Source organism: Myxococcus sp. AM010, from assembly GCF_013372585.1.
In the GTDB taxonomy this organism is placed as follows: Bacteria; Myxococcota; Myxococcia; order Myxococcales; family Myxococcaceae; genus Myxococcus; species Myxococcus vastator.
In genome coordinates this window covers 323,187-342,627 of record NZ_JABXEO010000001.1, presented here as the reverse complement: position 1 = coordinate 342,627, position 19,441 = coordinate 323,187, and the positions used below count along the sequence as shown (strand labels likewise).

The window sequence follows — 19,441 nt, the reverse complement described above, 5'->3', positions numbered from 1 at the left end:
TGAGTAAGAACCGGCCGGCGGAAAAGGTGAGGGCGAGGAACGGGGCAGCGGCGAAGCGGGCCACGCCAGTCGTGGCGTGGACCCGGGGCGCTACTCCTTCTTCGAGGAAGTCGAGTCAGGGAGGTTCAGCTCGGCGCGCGTCGCGGCCTGGACGCGGCGGGCCTGTCGTGGCCGAGCCACCAGCGGCGGAGGCGCGGCGGGCGCACCGGGTTGCTGGAGCGTCTCCAGGTGCTTCGCCAGGGCGTCGAGCGTGGGGTGCTCGAAGAGGACGCGGAGGGACACCTCCACCTTCCAGGACTCCTGGATGCGCGCCACCACCTGGACGGCCTTCATCGACTGGCCCCCCAGGTCGAAGAAGTTGTCGCGCGCGCCGACCTGCTCCACCGCCAGGACGTCGCGCCAGATGGCCGCGAGCTGGACCTCCGTGGGCGTGCGCGGCGCCTCGTAGGCCGCCGAGGCGCGCGGGTTCGCCGACGGCGCGGGGAGCGACTTGCGGTCCAGCTTGCCGTTCGCCGTCCGAGGGAAGGACTCCAGCGTCACGAAGTGGCTCGGCAGCATGTACGCCGGCAGGTGCGCGGCCAGGTGCTGGCGAATCGCCAGGGCTTCGGGCGCGGCCTCGGCGCCGGTGCGCACGTAGGCGACCAGCTCCGCGTGGCCCGACACGTCCCACAGCTTGACGGCGGCTTCCAGGACACCCGGCACCTGCGCCAGCCGGGCTTCAATCTCCCCCAGCTCGATGCGGAAGCCGCGCAGCTTCACCTGTCCATCGCCGCGGCCCAGGTACTCCAACGTGCCGTCTGGCAGCGCGCGCACCAGGTCGCCCGTGTCGTAGAGCCGGCCGCCCGGCGCCTGGCCGAAGGGGTCTGGCACGAAGCGCTCCGCCGTCAGCTCCGGGCGGTGGAGGTAGCCCTGCGCCACGCCGTGTCCGCCGATGTACAGCGCGCCCGTCACGCCCAGGGGCACCGGGTGCAGGGCCGCGTCCAGCACGTACACCTGCGTGTTGCCAATGGGGCGGCCCAGGGTGATGCGGCGTCCCGGCTCCATGCGCGTGGAGGTGGACCAGATGGTCGTCTCCGTCGGTCCGTACATGTTCCACAGGGACGCGCCACGCGAGCACAGCGGCTCGACCAGCTCGGAAGCAATCGCCTCTCCACCACAGAGGAGCTTCAGCGTGGGGCTGCCCTTCCAGCCCAGCGTCAGCAGCATCCGCCACGTGGACGGCGTGGCCTGCATCACCGTGGCCCCGCTCTCCGCCAGCGCCCGCATCAGCCGGGTGCCATCCAGGGCCGTCTCGCGGCTGGCGATGACGACGCTGGCGCCCACGCTCAGGGGCAGGAACAGCTCCAGCACGGAGATGTCGAAGGCCACCGTCGTCACGGCGAACAGCGTGTCCTGGTCGGTCATCCCAGGCGCCCGCTGCATGGACGCCATGAAGTTGACGACCGCGGCGTGCGGCACGGCCACGCCCTTGGGACGGCCCGTGGAGCCGGACGTGTAGAGCACGTAGGCCAGGTTCGTGCCCGCGAGCGTCACCTGGGGTGACGTCGTGGATGCGCCGGAGGCCTCCGCCATCACCATGCGCTTGCCGCGATAGGCGGGGACCTGCGCGGCCAGCTCCGGCTCGGTCAGCAGCAGTGAGACGCCGCTGTCGTCCAGGATGTGCGCCAGCCGGTCCGGCGGATACAGCGGATCCAACGGCACATACGCCGCGCCCGCCTTCAGGATGCCGAGCAGCCCCACGAGCAGCTCCACCGAGCGCTCCAGGAAGATGCCCACGCGGTGCCCTGGCTCCACGCCGAGCTGGCGCAGGTGGTTCGCCAGCCGGTTCGCCTGTTCATCCAGCTCCCGGTACGTCAGGGCGCGCGACTCGAAGCGCACGGCGGTGGCGTCCGGACGGCGCGCGGCCTGCTGTTCGAAGAGGCTGTGGAGGCTGCCGGGCAGGGGCAGCTCAATCGCGGTGTCGTTCCACTCCCGCAGCAGGCGAAGGCGCTCGGGCCCGGTCAGCAGGGGCAGGTCGCGCACGGGCCGGGTGGGGTCCTCCGCGATGGCCGCGAGCAGCGTGAGGAGGTGCCCGGACATCCGCTCGACGGTCGCCGCGTCGAACAGGTCGGTGTTGTAGTTCAGCTCGCTGACCAGGCCTCGCGCCGTCTCCGCCATCGACAGGGAGAGGTCGAACTGCGTGGTGCCGCTCTCGAACTCCAACTGCTCCAGCGTGAGGCCGGACAGGGAGAGGACCTCGGACGGCGTGTTCTGGAGCGTGAACAGCACCTGGAACAGCGGGGAGTAGCTCGGGTCTCGCGCGGGCTGGAGCGCTTCGACCAGCTGCTCGAAGGGCAGCGTCTGGTGCGCGTAGGCGCTCAGCGTGTCCTGACGCACGCGGGTCAGCAGCTCGTAGAACGGCCGCGCGCCGTCCACCTGGAGCCGCAGCGGCAGCGAGTTGACGAAGAGGCCGATGAGGGGCTCCGTCTGGGGCACCCGGTTGGCGATAGGCGTGCCGATGACGACGTCGTCCTGCCGGCTGCTGCGTGACAGGAGCACGCCGAACGCGGACAGCAGCGTCATGAACAGCGTGGCCTCCGCCTCGCGGCTCCGCTGCTTGAGCCGGGCGGTCAGCTCCGGCGGCACGGTGAAGCGATGGGTCGCGCCGTGGAAGCGCTGGTTCGCGGGGCGCGGCCGGTCAGTGGGCAGCTCCAGCAGCGCGGGGGCGCCGGCCAGGTGGTCGCGCCACCAGGAGAGGTTCGGCTGGAGGTCACCCCGGGTGGCGCGCTCCTGCTGCCAGCGCGCGAAGTCACCGTACTGGAGGGCCAGCTCGGACAGCGGTGAGGGCTCGCCCGTGCTGAACGCGCGGTAGAGCGCCGCCAGCTCGCGGATGAGGACGCCCAGGGACCAGCCGTCGCAGGCGACGTGGTGGAGCGTGAGCAGCAGCACGTGCTCGCGTGGGTCCAACCGCAGCAGGGACAGCCGCAGGGGCAGGTCCCGCGACAGGTCGAAGGGCCGGCCGGCCTCCTCCGTCGCGCGCCGCCGGACCTCGGCCTGACGCGCGTCGGCGGGGAGGTGCTGGAGGTCCACCTGGGGCATCGTCACGGGCGCTGGCGGCAAGACGCGCTGAAACGGCTGACCCTGGTGCTGGCCATAACTCGTGCGCAGCACCTCGTGACGGCGGACGATTTCGTCCAGGCTCCGCTGGAGCGCGGCGACGTCCAGGGCACCCTCGAGCCGCAACGCGGCGGGCATGTTGTACGCGCCGCTGGGCCCCTGGAACTGCTCCAGGAACCACATGCGCTGCTGGCCGGACGACAGCGGCATCGCTCCATCGCGAGGGCCGGCGGGGATGAGGTCCGCGGCGCTCTGGAGCGACTGGCCCACCTGCTGGAGGAAGGAGACCAGCTCCTCCTTGCGGGACTTCATCTCCCCGAGCAGGTCGGGCGTCATCACGCCCGGTGGGGCGTTGAAGCGCAGGCGCTCGCCTTCCATCCACAGCCGCACGTCGTGCTGTCGCAGCCGGGTCAACAGTCCGTCAATCGTGTTCACAGCTCCCCCTCTTCACGGCTCGCGCCGTTGACGCTGGTGTCCTCTGCTGTACGCGACGCCCACAGCACGGTGTCCACATGCTCCGCGAGCCCGGCGATGGTCGTCTGCTTGAAGAGCCGCTCCAGCGGCAGCTCCACCTTGAGCGTTTCCCGCAGCCGCGAGGCCACCTGCGTGGCCAGCAGCGAGTCACCGCCCAGCTCGAAGAAGTCGTCGTGGATGCCCACGCGCGGCAGGCGCAGGGCCTTCATCCACACGTCCGCCAGCGTCTGTTCGGTGGGCGTGCGCGGCGCGACGAAGGGGCGCGTGGGCGCGCTGGCCTCCGGGTCGGGTGCGGGCAGCGCCTTGCGGTCCAGCTTGCCGCTGGCCGTGAGCGGCAGGGCCTCCAGGAGCACGAAGAAGGCGGGGACCATGTAGTCCGGCAGCTTCTCCAGCAGGAACTGGCGGAGCGCGGCGGGCGTCACGCTGCCCTGCGCGGACGGCACCACGTAGGCCACCAGCCGCTTGTCATGTCCGGCCAGCGCGCCCGGCTCCTCGCGGACGGTGACAACCACTTCCTGGACGTGCTCGTGCGCGCTCAGCGCGGACTCGATCTCTCCCAGCTCGATGCGGAAGCCGCGCACCTTCACCTGGTGGTCGGTGCGCCCCAGGAACTCCAGCGCGCCGTCGGGGCGGTAGCGGACCAGGTCTCCCGTCCGGTAGAGGCGCGCCGCCGGGTCGTCGCTGAACGGGTCCGGCACGAAGCGCTGCGCGGTGAGCTCCGGGCGGTTGAGGTAACCCGCGGCGACCAGCGGCCCGCCGATGTGCAGCTCGCCCGCCACGCCGATGGGCACGGGCGCGCCGTGCCCGTCCAACACGTAGCAGGGGCGGTTCGACAGCGGCCGGCCAATGGGGACGCGCGTGGCGCTCCAGCCCTTGGGGATGTCGAACGTCGCCGCGGTGATGAGCGTCTCGGTGGGGCCGTAGGCATTGAGCGTGCGCACGTTGCCCAGCGGGCCCTGCTGCCACAGCTCCAGCACCTTGGGCAGCACGGTGTCACCGCCGATGATGACCAGCCGCAAGTCATGGGCGCCGAGGGCCGGCGGCGATTCGGCCCAGCTCTGCGTGAGCTGCTGCCAGTACGCCGTGGGGAAGTTCACCACCGACAGCCGCTGCTCGACGACGCGGCGGGCCAGCTCCTCGGGCGTCCAGACCTGGTTGCCGCGCAGGACCAGCGTGGCGCCCGTCATGAGCGTCGGGAGGATCTGCTCCAGGGACGCGTCGAAGTTGAACGAGGCGAACTGCAACACGCGGTCGCGCTCGGTCAGCTCGAAGTGGAGCTGCATGTCCTGGAAGTGCACCGCCATCTGTCCGTGGCTGATGACGACGCCCTTGGGCTCACCCGTGGAGCCGGACGTGTAGATGACGTAGGCGGGGGACGTGGCCGTCGCGGTGTTGGGCGGGTTCTCCGTGGGACAGGACGCCAGCGTCACGGCGTCCGTGTCCAGGTGGACGACCTTCGCGGTGTGCGTGGGCAGCCGCTCCGCGAGGGCCTGCTTCGTCACCAGCACGGCCGCGCGCGCGTCATCCAGCAGGAAGCGCAGCCGCTCCACGGGGTGCGCGGGGTCCAGCGGCACGTAGGCGCCACCGGCCTTGAGGATGGCCAGCAACGTCACCAACATCTCCGGCGAGCGGTCGATGAAGGCGCCCACCAGCACGCCCGGCCCGACGCCCAGTCCACGCAGGTGGTGCGCGAGCTGGTTCGCGCGCCGGTTGAAGTCGGCGTAGGTGATGCACTGTCCGTCCAGCTCCACCGCGTGCACGCCGGGCCTGGCGGCGGCCTGCTGTTCGATGAACTGGTGGGTGAGCAGGTCCTCCCGGTAGCCCACCTGGTTCTGGTTCCACGCCACCAGGACCTTGCGGCGCTCGGCCGGGGTGAGCATCGGCAGGTCGGCCACGCGCGCCTCCGGCTGCTTGAGCGCGCCCGACAGCAGCGTGCGGAAGCCCTGGGCCCAGCGGGCCAGCGTCGCTGCTTCGAACAGGTCGGTGTTGTAGTCGAAGTCGAGGACGAGCCCGTCCTCGGCGTCGATGACGTTCAGGCTCAGGTCGAAGGCGGCGTAGCGAACGGGCTGCGGGACGAAGTGCGTCCGCAGGCCGTCCATCTGGAGGTTCCCCAGCGGGCGCTCCAGGTTGAACGTGACGCTGACGAGCGGCGTGTGGCTCGTGCTGCGCGGCAATCCCAGGCGCTTGATGAGCAGGGCGAAGGGATAGTCCTGGTGCTCATACGCTTCCCAGAGCACCTGCTTGAGGCCCTGGACGTATTCGGAGAACGTCTGCTCGCCCTGGACGTGGCTGGCGATGGGGAGCAGGTGCGAGCAGTAGCCCACCAGGCCCTCGCTGCCCTCCATCCCCCGGCCCGCGGTGGGGATGCCCACCAGCACGTCATCCTGGCCCGTCAGGCGGTGGAGGAACGTGGTGTAGACGGAGAGCAGCAGCATGAAGAGCGTGGACTGCTGCTGCGCCGCCGCCTCCCGCAGGGACTGGGTGGTGGCGCGGTCCAGCCGCAGCGTCTCCCGGGCACCCCGGTAGCTGCGGTGCGCGGGGCGGCCATGGTCGATGGGCAGCTCCAGCGCGGGCAGCGTCTCCACGCGCCGGCTCAGCCAGAAGCGCTCGTGGGCCGCCTGCTCCTTCGTGTCTGCCTGCTGCTGGAGCCACCGCACGTACTCGCCCCACTGCATCGCGGGCGGAGGCGGGGTGCTCTTGCCGCCCCGGAGCTCGGTGTAGCGCGCGGCGAGCTCGCGGACGATGATACCCAGCGACCAGCCGTCCACGGCGACGTGGTGCGCGGTGAGGACGAAGACGTGCTCCTGCGCGCCCAGCTTCAAGAGATTCGCGCGGAAGGGCGCCCCGCGGTGCAGGTCGAACGGCGTGTTGCTCTCCCGCTCGTACCAGGCGGTGAGGCGCTCGGCCTGCTCTGGTGTGGGCAGGGTGGAGAGGTCGTGCAGTGTCAGGGCCAGCGCCAGCGAAGCGGCGGCGGTCTGCTGCTCGCCGGACTCGTGGACGTGGATGCGCAGGGCTTCATGCCGGTCGACGACGTGCTGGAGGGCGCGCTGGAGCAGCTCGCGCTGGAGCACGCCTTCCAGCCGCAGGCTCATCGACAGGTTGTAGGAGATGGAGCCGCCGGGGTTCATCTGGGCGAGCACCCACAGTTGCCGCTGCGCCTCCGTCATCGGCAGCGTGCGTGCTTCCACGCGGGTGGGCTCGGGCAGTGTGGCGCGGGGCCAGAAGCCGCCCGCGCGCATGTCGGCCACCGTCTCGGCGACGGCGCGGACGATGGTGTCGAGGTCCTCGTCCGAGTGCGCGGTGGAGAGCATGCACGTGCGCCCCTCCCAGATGTAGATGCCGCGCTGGATGAGGTGGCAGAAGAACAGGTCCATCTCCAGCGACTGGTACAGGTAGCTGGTGTTGCCCGCGGCGGAGAAGCGCAGCACCGAGCCGCCGTGGATCGCCTCGATGGGCGCCTGCTCACGCTGGAAGAGGTCGTTGAGGCGCGCGACCAGGTCCGCGGCGCGGCGGCTCAGGTTCTCCTGGAGCTCGGGCCCTTCGGCCTTGAGGTGGCTCAGCGTGGCCACCGTGGTCGCCATGGTCAGCGGGTGCTTGCAGAACGTGCCCGCGGAGAAGGTCGTCTCGACGGCGGGGTAGGACGCGTCGCCGTAGCTCCAGTCGCCCCCGTCGATTCGGTCCACGAAGCCGCCCCGGTCCGCGACGGCGCCAATGGCCATGCCGCCCCCGAGCACCTTGCCGTAGGTGGCCAGGTCCGCCTCGATGCCGTACCAGGCCTGCGCGCCACCCGGATGGAGCCGGAAGCCGGTGATGATTTCATCGAAGATGAGGGGCACGCCTGCTTCACGCGTCATCGCTCGCAGCGCGTGGAGGAAGGCCCGTGGCTGGAGATTGGGGCGGCGGCTCTGCACCGGTTCGACGAGGACGCCCGCCAGCTCGTGAAGGTGCTCGCGGATGAGCTCCAGCGTGCGGTCTTCACCGTAGGGAAGCACGAGGACGTCCTCGGCGACCTTGGGCGACACGCCCGCGGCCATGGGCAGCGACTGAGGCTCGCCGTTGACCATGCGCCCCACGACCAGCGTGCCGTCGGAGTGGCCGTGATAGGAGCCGGTGAACATCACGATTCTGGTGCGGCCCGTCGCGGCGCGCGCCAGCCGGAGCGCCGTCATCACCGCCTCCGTGCCGGAGTTGCAGAAGGTGACGCGCTTCATCCCGGTCAGCTCGCAGATCAGCTCCGCGGCCTGTCCGCCCAGGTCCGACTGGGGGCCCAGCTCCATGCCTTCCGCCAGCCGCTGTCGCAGCGCCTCCATGATGAAGGGCGGGTTGTGACCGAACAGGTGCACCCCGAAGCCCATGGAGAAGTCGATGTACTCGTTGCCGTCCGCGTCCCAGACGCGCGAGCCCTTCGAGCGCACGCTGACGATGGGGTAGCAGACCTCCTTCAGCTCTGCGCGGAAGTTCATCAGCCAGCGGACATCGCTCCACTTCGCGCGGTATCGGACGGCGGCTTCCTTCGAGCGCTTCGTGCGCGCGGTGTACTTCGCGATGAGCGCGTCCAGGTGACGCTGCTGCACCGCGGGAAGCTCACGCTCGGGCGCGCCGGACTTCGGCCCCGCGCCAAAGGGTGACGCGCCTCCAGCCTTCGCGGTGTTCGCGAGCGCTGCCTTGGGGGCAGGGGCTTCCTGCGTCGCGATGGGGAGCGGCGGCGGCGCGGCGGGACGTCCGCCCAGGAGCGCGAGCTGCTGCGCCATGAGCTGCAACTGCTGCTGGATGAGCTGCTCGACGGCGCTTCCCGGAGGCGCGGCGAGCGTGCTGAGGGCCGGCGCGCTCACGGGGAGCGGCGCGGGGACGCTCGTCGCCGCTGGCGCGGGGCCCAGGGCGAAGCTCGCGGGCAGCGTCTGGTCGAGGTGGCTCGCCAGTGCGTCCAGCGTCGTCAGCTCCTCGAAGAGCTGACGGATGGCCAGCTTCACGCCGAAGCGCTTCTCCACGTTGCGGATGGCGTCCAGCAACACGAGGGAGTCGGCGCCCATCTCCAGGAAGGACATGCGCGGGTCGAGCTTCTCGGGTGGCGCCTGGAGCAGCAAGGCGACGACCGCGCGGAGCTCCGTGAGGATGCGCTCCTTGCGTGACACGACGGGCGCTGCGGCGGAGGTCTGGGGCATCATCGTCGGGGTGTGGGCAGGAGAGGGGAGCGTGGAGTCCAACAAGTATCTCTGACGCTCGAAGGGGTAGGTGGGCAGCGGGACACGACGGCGCGGGTGGTCCGCGTCGACGGCGCTCCATGAGATGGTGGCGCCGCGCGTGTGCAGCGCGCCGAGGCTGCCAAGCAGCGTCTCCCAGGCATCCTGCTGACGCCGCAGGCTGGGCAGCCACAGGCTGGCGCTTTCGGGCACGCAGCGCTTCGCCATGCCGAGCAGCGTGTCATGCGGGCCCAGCTCGATGAACAGCGCGGGGCCCGCCTGCGTCAGCGTCTGGAGGCTCTTGAAGAACTGGACGGGCGCGCGCGCGTGCCGTCGCCAGTAGGCGGCGTCGGGGGCCTGGGACATGCGCTCGCCCGTGAGGTTCGAGATGAGCGGGAGGCGCGGCGCGTGGGCGGGCAGGATGCGGGCCACCTGCTCGAAGCCATCCAGCATCGGCTCCAGCAGCGGCGAGTGGAACGCGTGGGAGACGGTGAGCGGCCGCGACTCGATGCCTCGCGCCTGGAGCGCCGTGGTGATGCGGTGGACTGCTTCGCGCTCTCCGGAGATGACGACGTTTCGTGGCCCGTTGATGGCGGCGACGTCCACCAGGGGCTCGCCCTCCAGTGCCAGCATCACCGAGGCCTCATCCGTCAGGACGGCCGCCATGGCGCCGTTCTGGGGCAGGGCCTGGATGAGTCGGCTGCGCGTGGCCAGCAGCGCCAGCACCTCCTCCAGCCCGAGCGCGCCCGCCGTGTGCGCGGCCGTGAATTCGCCCACGCTGTGGCCCATGACGGCGTCTGGCACCACGCCCCACGAACGCCACAGCTCGGTGAGGGCGTGGCCCAGCGCGAACAACGCCGGCTGGGTGTAGCGCGTCTGGTGGATGAGCTGCGCGGTCGCGTCCGTCGTCGGAAACAGCACCGACAGCAGCGGGACCTCCAGATGCGGACGGAGCAGCGCGTCGCAGCGCTCCAGGGCTTCCCGGAAGACGGGCGCGCTGTCGAACAACTGCCGTCCCATGCCGGGGTACTGGGTGCCCTGGCCGGGATACAGGAAGACGATTCGCGGCGCGGCGCCACGCTGCACCTCGCCCTGATGCAGCCCGGGCACGGCGTGCCCTTGGGCGAAGGCTTCGAGCCGCGACGCCAGCTCCTCATGCGAGCGCGCGGTGAGCGCGAGCCGGTGCGGCCACGCATTGCGGCCGGTGTTCGCCGTGAAGCAGACATCCGCCAGCGCGGGGGCGTCCGGCCGGGAGAGGTGCTCCTGGTACCGACGGGCCATGTTCCGCAGGGCCGCATCGCTCCGGGCGGACAGCGTCAGGACCTGGCTGCCGCGCTCGGGGACGCGAGGTGCCTCCGCGGGGCGCGACGGGGGCTCGCTCAGGATGACGTGGGCGTTGGTGCCACCGAAGCCGAAGGCGCTGACTCCCGCGAGGCGCTCGCCGGGCGCTTGGGGCCACGGCTCCGGGCGCGTGGGAATCGGGAAGCGGTTCGCATCCAGGGTGATGTGCGGGTTGAGCTCGCGCAGGTGGACCTGCGGCGGAATCTCCCCGTGGTTCAGGGCCAGCACCGTCTTCATCAACCCCGCGATGCCGGCCGCCGCCTCCAGGTGGCCGATGTTGCTCTTCGCCGAGCCGATGAAGCAGCGCTGCTCGGCCGTCCTCCCCGGTGAGAGCACGGCGCTCAGTGCCGCCAGCTCAATCGGGTCGCCCAGCGGCGTTCCCGTGCCGTGGGCTTCGATGTAGCCAAGCCGCGCTGGCGACAGGCGGGCCTGATGGAGGGCCTGCTGGATGACGTCCTGCTGCGCGGCGCCGCTGGGCGCGGTGAGGCCGTTGCTGAGCCCGTCATGATTCACGGCCGAGCCGCGAATGACGGCCAGGATGGGCGCGCCCGATGCCACCGCGTCCGACAGTCGCTGGAGGACGACGATGCCGCAGCCCTCGGAGCGCACGTAGCCGTCGGCCGCGGCGTCGAACGTCTTGCAGCGCCCATCCGCCGCCATCATCCCCGCCTGCGAGAAGGCGATGGTGAGTTCGGGCGACAGGATGAGGTTGACGCCGCCCGCCATCGCCAGGTCGCACTCGCGGCCGCGGAGGCTCTGGCAGGCCAGGTGCACCGCGACGAGCGACGACGAGCACGCGGTGTCCACGGCCATGCTCGGACCCCGCAGGCCCAGGACGTACGACAGCCGGTTGGCCGCGATGCTGTGCGCGTTGCCAGTGCCCGCATAGGCATCCAGCAAGGCGCGGTCGCCGAACTGCCGCTGCGCGTAGTCGCTGGTGCTGATGCCCACGAAGACGCCCGTGCGGCTGCCCTGGAGTCCTTGCGGTGCCTGTCCCGCGCGCTCCAGCGCCTCCCACGCGACTTCCAGGAGCAGGCGCTGCTGCGGATCCATCCGCACGGCTTCGCGAGGTGAGATGCCGAAGAAGAGCGGGTCGAACGCGCCGACGTCTTCAAGGAAGCCGCCCCATCGCGTGTTCATCGTCGCGGGCGTCGACGGGTCCGACGCGTAGAGGCTCGCCGCGTCCCAGCGGTCCGCGGGGACTTCGGTGATGGCATCTCCGCCACGCTGGAGCAGCGCCCAGAAGGCCTCTGGCGTCGGGGCTCCCGGGAAGCGGCACCCCAGCGCCACCACCGCGATGGCTTCGTCCCGCGCGGCCTCGGTGACGGGCGTCGCGGGCGCGTCCGTCACGGGCGCGGTGCCACGTCCGAGCGCCTGGCTGAGCGCGTCGATGGTGGGGTGCTCCCACAGGATGGTGGGGGAGACGTCGCGGCCCAGCCAATCCGCCAGCTCACCCGACAAGAACACCGCGTCCTTCGACGTCAGCCCGTAACGAACGAAGGGCTCCTGGGGGTCGACCTCTTCGGGCGCGAGCCCGGCGGACTCGGCCACGTAGGCTCGAAGCCACGCCGCGATCTCATCGCGTGTGCGGCCTCCGGACACACCGGAGGCCCCAGGGAAATCCACAGGGGTCTGTGAGACACCAGAAGATGGCTTCATCGAAACTCACGGACCTGGGGTGTAATCCTGCAGATCGTGATTATTATGAAATCGTTATGGATCCGACTAGTCTTGACGGAGTTTTGAGGTAAATTTCTGATGCCAGCGCTCAGGCAAGGGGTTGGCGCTTTCCAGGTGGGGTCTCAGCGGTAGGTGTCCGGGCTGACTCACCGCTGTGACGACAGGTGCTTGCAGATGGCGTTCAGCGAGTTCGAGTGCTGGTCCGAATCAGGCCAGCTGGATTGCGTGGCGGTGTTCCGGCCCGCGGCGCTGGACGTCACCAGCGCGGAGGAGGCGGCGGCGGTCGGCTTCATGCGGCCCGTCACGCGCGGTGAGGCGGAGGACGCCTTTGGCCGGCTGCGGGACGCGCTGGCGCGCCTCGGGTGCCAGCCGATTGACCTGTGGGAGCTGCTCCCGGAGCGCGAGCGCGCGGTGAGCGACACCACGGTGAACCGGGTGTTCGTCCGCGACACGGCGGCGGTGCTCGGGCGTCAGCTGGTGACGGGCACGGCGGCCTTCCCCGTGCGGCTGGCGGAGTTCGACGTGGCGCACCGCGCGCTGTCACAGCTCCAGCCGGAGCTTTCGAGCGACGACGCCGCGACGTCCGCGAGCATCGAGTTCGGGGACGTCTTCGTGCTCGACGCGGAGCGCCTGCTGGTCAACGTGGGGCTGCGCAGCGACGCGCGGGCGCTTCAGCCCTTCCTGGAGCTGGCGTGGCGTTCGGGCTTCCGCGAGGCCGCCGTCGTCCGCATCCCGGAGAGCCTGGGCATCATCCACCTGGACCTGGCCTTCAACGTGCTGGGGCCCCATGCGGTGGTGGCGCGCGCCTTCCTTCGCCACACGCCCATCCAGGTCTTCACGCAGGGGGTGGCGCCGCACTGGGAGCCCTTCGACGGCTACTTCACCCAGCGGGGCCGCCGCGTCATCCCCTTCGAGCCGAAAGGGGAGAGCGGCTTCATGTCGAACTTCATCTACGTGGGGCCCAACCTGATCCTCGCCTCGGAGAGCGCCTCGGTGGGCCTTCGTCCGCTAGCGAAGGAGGCCGGCATCGAGGTGGCGAGCGTCGACATCGAAGCGCTGGAGCGAGGCAACGGCAGCGTCCGCTGCCTCACGATGCCCCTGCGCCGGCGCGCGGTGTAGCGAAGGACCGCGCTCAGGAAGGGCGGTTCACCCCGGGCGGGTGGGTCATGTCGCCTTCTTGCTCGTAGTAGAGGCTGGCGCAGCCCTGCTCGTAGACCACGAGCACCCGGTCACTCTCCTCCAGCAAGTCGGAGACCTTCTCCGTGGTCTTGCGGACGAGTACGTCGAACCTACCCGGGCGCTGTTTGTTTCCGGCCCGGACTGTCACGACTGGCATGCGGGGTCCCGCTCCTTGTGCCCCGCGGCGAGCGGTTCCGGGAGGACTTCCCCGGCCTGGGCCCATCCGAAGGTAACAAGGCGTGTCATAACCAATCGAACAGTCCGTTGACAAGCGGGCCGCGTCATGGCGGGAAGTGGCTCCCATGCTCCGCAAGCTCCCCGTTGTGCTGGTAGGTGTTCTGGGTCTGGCCTCTTCCGCGGGCGCGCAGGAGGCGCGGCGGCCTCTGGAGCACCGCTCTCCGACGCCCGCCTGGGCGCCTCGCGGCGTGTTCCTGGGGGTCAGCGCCCAGGACGGGTTGGCGGCCTCCCAGACGAAGGTGCAGTGGCAGTTCACCTTCTACCAGGACCGCAAGGACGCCTTCGCCCTGCTGCTGGAGGGCAGCCTGTCGTGGGGGCTCGCGTTCCCGGATGCCGAACAGGGCAAGCCGCAGAACGCGGTGCGCTCCTTCTACCAGCACAGCCCGCAGGTGGGCGTGGGCTACCGGAACCACCTGCCCGGCCAGGTGCACTGGGGCTTCCAGGTCACCGGCGGTCCCGTCTTCTATGGCGCGGACTTCGACGGTGGGCTGGAGAACGACCGGCGCGTCGCGGGCCTCATCGAGGGCCGTATCCACCTGGGCTACCAGTTCGGGGCCGTCGCCGGCGGGCTCGCTGTGGGTTATGCCGAGCCCTTTGGCTACAAGCGCCGCAGCCTTGGCCGTTTCTTCGTAGGTGGCCCGATGGTCGGGTTGTTCGTGGATTGGCGCTAGGCTTTGCGTAGAGTGTGGCTTGGGAGCCCCCTGTTCACACGCCGCGTATGCCAGAGCCGCTCAGCGCCCATGTCTCGCGATACCTCCGCAACCGAGAAGTCTTCGAGCGGAACCTGCCCGCCGCGCTGCTCGTCTTCACGCCGGTGGCGGAGGAGGACTGCGGCGGAGACGCGGAGGAGTACCGTCTGAAGACGGTGACGAACGCGGGGGCCCCCACGCTGGGGGCCAGCGGGCCGTTGGTGTTTCCCGTCGTGAAGTCACGGACGAACGCCTTCGGGCGGGGCATGACGGTGGGGCGGACGGGCAACAACGACGTGGTCCTGGACGACGGGAGCGTGTCCCGGTTCCACGCCTGGTTCAGCCGGGAGGAAGGCCCTGCGGGCTTCCTGCTGACGGATGCCGGGTCCAGGAATGGCTCCTGGGCGGGGGGCGTCCGGCTGGTGCCCCGGCGGGCCGTTCCGGTGGCGGATGGGGCCCGGCTGCGCTTCGGCCAGGTGGAGGTCGCTTTCTACACGGCCAGCGGTTTTGTGCGGATGCTGACCGTGAGGATGGCTCCCTGAGCCTTGCCACGTCTTCGTGGGCCTGCGTAACGTGCGGAGTCGCCCTCTGTCACACACGGGAGTGTTCGCGGTGGCCTTGACCACAGAAGCTTTTGGACTGACCGACGTCGGCCGCAAGCGGCAGCACAACGAAGACGCGATGTTGGTGGATGCTCCACTCGGTCTCTATGTGGTGGCCGACGGCATGGGCGGTCACGCGGCCGGCGAGGTCGCGAGCAACCGCGCCACGGAGGTCGTCAAGCAGCACATCTCCGCCAACCGCCACTTGTTGAAGGACCTGGGCAACAACCCGACGCCGGACAGTCGCTCCGCGGCGGCGGCGCTCGTCGAGGTGGCCGTCCAGCGCGCGTGCGCGGACATCTACCGGACGGCGATGTCGGACGCGACCAAGCGCGGCATGGGCACGACGTTCGTGTGCCTCGCGGTGGGCGGCAACAAGGGCGTCATCGGTCACGTGGGTGACAGCCGCGTCTACCTGGTGCGGCATGGCCAGTGTCACCGGCTGACGGAGGACCACACGCTGGTCGCCGCGCAGCTCAAGGCCGGCACGATCACCAAGGACCAGGCCGCCACCTCGCAGTACCGCAACGTGATTACCCGCGCGGTGGGCATCCAGGAGTCCGTCCAGGTCGACACGCTCATCGTGGACCTGGTGCCTGGGGACATGTTCATCCTCTGCTCGGACGGCCTGCACGGCTATGTCGAGGACGAGGAGGTCCTCCCGCTCATCGCCGGCATCGCGCCCGCGGACCTGCCCAAGCGCTTCATCGACGTCGCCAACGAGCGCGGTGGCAAGGACAACATCACCGCGGTGGTGGTGAAGGTCGCGGGTGAAGGCGCCACCGTCAACGAGGAGTCGAGCGAGGCGCAGTCGCGCATGGAGGCGCTGCGCAAGATTCCGCTCTTCCGTCACCTCACCTACAAGGAGCAGACGGCGGTGCTGTCCATCGCGACCACGCGCACGTATCCCGCGGGCCGTGAAATCGTGGTGGAGGGGCAGCCGGGCGAGGAGCTCTTCGTCGTCATCCGGGGCCGGGTGGCCATCGAGAAGAACGGCGTGGAGATCGCCGAGCTGCGCGCGGGTGGCCACTTCGGAGAGATGGGGCTCATCGACAACGCGCCGCGCTCAGCGACGGTGCGGGCGACCGAGCCCACGCGCACCATGGTCATCTCCCGGCCGGACCTGATGGGCCTGATGAAGCGCGAGTCCATCCTGGCGGTGAAGATGCTCTGGAGCTTCGTCCAGGTGCTCAGCGACCGGCTCCGCGCCACCAACTCGGAGCTCAGCGAGGCGCGGCAGGAGCTGGCCGTGGCCCAGGCGATTGCGCCGTTCGCAGAGGAGTAGACCCCACCGCCATGGCTCCTCGTCGACCGAAGCAGCTTCGTTCGCTGTCCGATATACGTCAGACGCCCCAGGTACGTTCGCGCCGTTCCGTTGTCGGAGGGCGACGCATGGCGAGAGCGGTGGGCGGCGACGTGGTGGTGAAGTTCCTGGGTGAGGTGTCCGAGCTGCGCCAGGAGCTGAGGGCGACACAGGGGGACGTCGAAGGCCTCTTGATGAGCATGGGGGCCCTGCGCGCCGACATGCAGTCGAACATGGCGACCATGCAGTCGAACATGGCGACCATGCAGTCGAACATGACGACCATGCAGTCGAACATGGCGACCATGCAGTCGAACATGACGACCATGCAGTCGAACATGACGACCATGCAGTCGAACATGGGCTCCATGATGGGCAACATGGAGACGATGATGTCGACCGTGGAGTCCATGACCGTGGGGCTGGGTTCCGTGTCGGGGCGCCTGAGTCGGATGGAGGCCCACGCGGGCCGCATGGCCCGGCTGCTGGTCTCCATGGCGGATTCGACCCACGAGCGCTTCGAGCGAGTCGAGAAGCGCCTGGATGACCTCGAAGACAAGCTGTAGACGCGTCCGGAATTTCCAGGGGGAATCGGCCGTTCCGCGCCCGGCCCCGGGCTAAGGTCCGCGCCGTCTGCGCATGCGCAACTGGATTGTCATAGGCGTGATGGCGGCCCTGCTCGCAGCAGGGGTGTGGCTGTGGCCCGGCACGGAGACGGCGCCCGCCGCTCGCGACACGCACACCGCCACCGGAAAGGCCCTGCCGGAGTTCTCCGCCGTGGACGTGTCCTCCTCCGCGGGCGAGGGGCTGGCGCTCACCGGACGGGTGCTGGACGCCTCGGGCCGTCCCGTCGCGGGCGCGGAGGTGTTCCTGGCCGCCAGCGCGGAGCGGACGCTCCTGGGCGTTCATTGTGAGGCGTGTGGCCAGGCGCTCCTGTCCTGCCCGGCGCGTGAGACGGCGCTGCACACGCGGGCGTTCTTCGAGCAGCAGCAGGGCTTCCTGACGCCGAGAGCCACGGTCCACACGGACGCGGAAGGGCGCTTCCGCTTCGAGCAGCTGGCCGGCGTGTCCTTCTCCGTGTGGGCCCGCGCGCCAGGGCTGGGCGTCGCGCTTCGCGAGCGGGCCGCGCCAGGAGACCCGGTGGAACTGTACCTGCCTCCGCTGCGCACCCTGGTGGGGCAGGTGGTGGACGAAGCCGGCCGGCCCTTGGCGGGGGCGCATGTGCACGGAACGTCGCGGCGGGCGCCGCTGCCCTTCGAGTCCACGAGCGGCGCGGATGGTCGCTTCACCCTGACAGGTCTGGGCGAAGGGCCGTTCTATGTGCTGGCCACGGCGGAGGGGTACCTGCCCGCGGTGGAGTCCCAGGTGGAGGCGGGGCCCCAGCCCGTGCGCCTGAAGCTGACGCCCGAGCGCACCCTGGAGGTCCGCGTCACCCGGAACGGCTCCCCCGCGGCCGCGCTGGTGCGGCTGCGCGCGGACCACCTGTCGCGGGAGTTGCGCACGGATGGCGCCCCGGTGCGCTTCACCGGCTTGTATCCGGACGAACTGGTTGTGACCGCGGAGGCCAAGGGCCTGGCGTCCGTGCCCCGCGTCTTGACGCTGGACGAGCGCGTCACCCAGGTGACGCTGGCGCTGGAGGAAGCGGGGAGCCTGCTTGTCACGGTGGTGGACGAGGCGGGCCAGCCCGTGCCGCAGCCGGAGCTGCTGCTGCGCATGCCGACGGGGGAAGTCGTCTGGCAGGAGCGCGGTGGCACCGGCGCATTGGTGACGCTGGGCCCCCTGGCCGTGGGCAACTACGTGCTGACCGGGCAGGCGGAGGGCTTCCGTGATGCGCAGCTGCCCGCGAAGGTGACGCCCAGGGAGACGGCGCTCGAGCTGGAGATGGCGCGCGCCACCGTCATCAGCGGGCAGGTGCTGGATGTCTACGGGCGGCCCGCGCCGGGCGTGTCCGTGTTGGTGCAGCCCACGGGCGCGTCGACGCTGGCGGACGAGGAGGGGCGCTTCATCGCGCAGGTGCCCACGCCGGGGCTGTACGAGCTGCATGCGCACCACTCGGAGTGGGGCGGCGGTCAGCTCAAGGTGACGGCGCCGGCCACCGACGTGCAACTGGCGCTGGAGCCCCGCGCGTCGTTGGAAGTGACGGTCTCCGCCGAGGGCCGCCGCGTGGAAGGCGCGGACGTGGTGCTGTGGGTGGACCAGCAGGGCATCTTCCGGAGTGACCGTCCGTCCGGCTCGGATGGCATGGTCCCGATGCGCGGGATGCCCGCGGGCACGTACTCGATGATGGCGTCCCACCCCGACTATCAGCCGTCGGAGCGCCGGGAGGTGACGCTGACGGATGGGCAGACGCTGAAGCTGGAAGCGGAGCTGAGGCCCGGCGCGCCGCTCAGCGGCGAGGTGGTGGACGGGCAGAGCGCGCCGGTGGCGGGCGCCACGCTGGTGGTGGTGCCCCGAGGCGCGGAGCCCGTGCAGTCCGACGCGAGCGGCCGTTTCGAGTTCCGCGCGCTGCGGCCGGACCGGGGCTACCGCTTGGAGGTGAGGCACCCGGGCTACGACCAGGTCGAGCGCGCCGAGGGCAAGGCCGGTGGCCCACCGGTGCGAGTGGTGCTCAAGAAGCGCGACGTCTATCGCGGGCGTGTCATGGGCGATGACGGCGAGCCGGTGAGGCGCTTCCGCGTGGACGAGCACGACGTGAATGCACCGGATGGCCGCTTCGAGCTGCCGTTGCCCACGGCGGGCGACCGCGTCATCGCGTCGGTGGACGCGGCGGGCTACGAGCCGCAGATGGTGGACCGCCCGGCCTCGCCCGACCTGGGAGACCTGGTGCTGGAGAAGCTGCCGGGGGTCTCGGGCCGCGTGGTCGACGAGGGCGGTGGGCCCGTGCCGGATGCCGTGGTGTCGTGCGACGTCTGTGACGACTCCGTGCTCTCCGGGCCGGACGGCACCTTCACGGTGGCCAGCCCGCCCTATGTGACGCGTTACTCGCTCACGGCGCGCAAGGGGCGGCTGAGCGCCACCCAGTCGTTGGAGCGGGGCGCACGGGGGCCGGTGGAGCTCAAGCTGCGGCAGGCCACGCGCTTGAGCGGCCGGGTGTACCGACAGGACGGGAGCCCCGCGGCGGGCGTCGAGGTCGTGGCCGCCAACGCGGACCGCGGCGAGCCGCTCGCCATCGTCACCGGGCCGGATGGCGGCTACAGCGTGGAGGTCTCCCCGGGCAACTATCGCTTCGCGCTGGGCGCGAACCGGGAGTTCTCCGGCGAGCCGGCGCTGGTGGTGCAGGTCGGCGGCTCGGAGATGTCGCTGGACCTGGGGCCCGCCCCGGGCACCGCGTCGCTGTCCGTCCAGGTGAAGCCGGAGCGAGGCCGGGCGCTGTGGCTCGTCGCGGGAGAGCTGGGGGCGGTAGGCAATCCTCCCGCGACGGCGTTGATGCGCTCGCGCTGGGCGCAGCTCGTGTACCAGCCCCGGTCGGAGCAGGTCCGCCTGAGCGGCCTGCGGCCCGGGCGGTACACCCTGGTGTGGGCCAACTTCCACGTGGAGACCCCGGGCGGACCGGAGGTCCGCGTCGTGGATGTCCCTTCGAGTGGTGACGTCGTGATGATGGGGCACTGAGGCCCTGCGGCGATGGTTGCGAGCCCGCCTCCCCGCGCATTAGGAAGCCGC

General features: G+C 70.7%; 9 protein-coding genes. 6 read left to right on the top strand and 3 right to left on the bottom strand.

Annotation, left to right across the window (positions count from 1 at the left end; all coding sequences use genetic code 11):
* Window positions 1-90 precede the first annotated feature (90 nt).
* The gene (locus HV826_RS01325) at window positions 91-3,531 is read right to left on the bottom strand and encodes a non-ribosomal peptide synthetase (RefSeq protein ID WP_176415178.1); all 3,441 of its coding nucleotides are present in this window, start codon (window positions 3,529-3,531) and stop codon (window positions 91-93) included.
* Window positions 3,528-11,750 carry a non-ribosomal peptide synthetase/type I polyketide synthase gene (locus HV826_RS01320; RefSeq protein ID WP_176415177.1) on the bottom strand — a complete coding sequence of 2,741 codons (8,223 nt, stop codon included), beginning with the start codon at window positions 11,748-11,750 and terminating at the stop codon, window positions 3,528-3,530. The genes HV826_RS01325 and HV826_RS01320 overlap by 4 nt, the downstream gene beginning before the upstream one ends.
* Before the next feature lie 195 nt (window positions 11,751-11,945).
* Between HV826_RS01320 and HV826_RS01315 the strand changes: the two genes are divergently transcribed.
* Window positions 11,946-12,890: an arginine deiminase family protein gene (locus HV826_RS01315; protein ID WP_176415176.1), complete on the top strand. Its 945-nt coding sequence runs from the start codon at window positions 11,946-11,948 to the stop codon at window positions 12,888-12,890.
* A 13-nt stretch (window positions 12,891-12,903) separates the two neighbouring features.
* On the opposite strand, the gene HV826_RS01310 is transcribed toward HV826_RS01315, so the two are convergent.
* Entirely contained in the window at window positions 12,904-13,107 is a 204-nt protein-coding gene (locus HV826_RS01310) for a hypothetical protein (protein ID WP_163777841.1), read from the bottom strand.
* A gap of 145 nt (window positions 13,108-13,252) precedes the next feature.
* Between HV826_RS01310 and HV826_RS01305 the strand changes: the two genes are divergently transcribed.
* The 5 genes from HV826_RS01305 (at window position 13,253) to HV826_RS01285 (ending at window position 19,390) form a co-directional block, all read left to right on the top strand.
* A complete protein-coding gene (locus HV826_RS01305; RefSeq protein ID WP_176415175.1) occupies window positions 13,253-13,858 on the top strand; it encodes a hypothetical protein in 606 nt (201 codons plus the stop codon).
* Window positions 13,859-13,905: 47 nt separating this feature from the next.
* On the top strand, window positions 13,906-14,418 hold the full coding sequence (locus tag HV826_RS01300) for an FHA domain-containing protein (protein WP_176415174.1): 513 nt from the start codon (window positions 13,906-13,908) through the stop codon (window positions 14,416-14,418).
* A gap of 61 nt (window positions 14,419-14,479) precedes the next feature.
* Complete coding sequence (locus tag HV826_RS01295) at window positions 14,480-15,763, top strand: Stp1/IreP family PP2C-type Ser/Thr phosphatase (protein WP_176415255.1); 1,284 nt, start codon at window positions 14,480-14,482, stop codon at window positions 15,761-15,763.
* A 107-nt stretch (window positions 15,764-15,870) separates the two neighbouring features.
* Complete coding sequence (locus HV826_RS01290; protein ID WP_176415173.1) at window positions 15,871-16,347, top strand: hypothetical protein; 477 nt, start codon at window positions 15,871-15,873, stop codon at window positions 16,345-16,347.
* 73 nt (window positions 16,348-16,420) lie between these two features.
* Entirely contained in the window at window positions 16,421-19,390 is a 2,970-nt protein-coding gene (locus HV826_RS01285; protein ID WP_176415172.1) for a carboxypeptidase regulatory-like domain-containing protein, read from the top strand.
* The last annotated feature ends 51 nt before the right edge of the window (window positions 19,391-19,441 follow it).

Coding starts and splice junctions, on each gene's coding strand:
- HV826_RS01310 (WP_163777841.1), bottom strand. CDS start 13,107: ATGCCAGTCGTGACAGTCCGGGCCGGAAACAAACAGCGCCCGGGTAGG.
- HV826_RS01305 (WP_176415175.1), top strand. CDS start 13,253: ATGCTCCGCAAGCTCCCCGTTGTGCTGGTAGGTGTTCTGGGTCTGGCC.
- HV826_RS01285 (WP_176415172.1), top strand. CDS start 16,421: ATGCGCAACTGGATTGTCATAGGCGTGATGGCGGCCCTGCTCGCAGCA.
- HV826_RS01290 (WP_176415173.1), top strand. CDS start 15,871: ATGGCGAGAGCGGTGGGCGGCGACGTGGTGGTGAAGTTCCTGGGTGAG.
- HV826_RS01315 (WP_176415176.1), top strand. CDS start 11,946: ATGGCGTTCAGCGAGTTCGAGTGCTGGTCCGAATCAGGCCAGCTGGAT.
- HV826_RS01300 (WP_176415174.1), top strand. CDS start 13,906: ATGCCAGAGCCGCTCAGCGCCCATGTCTCGCGATACCTCCGCAACCGA.
- HV826_RS01320 (WP_176415177.1), bottom strand. CDS start 11,750: ATGAAGCCATCTTCTGGTGTCTCACAGACCCCTGTGGATTTCCCTGGG.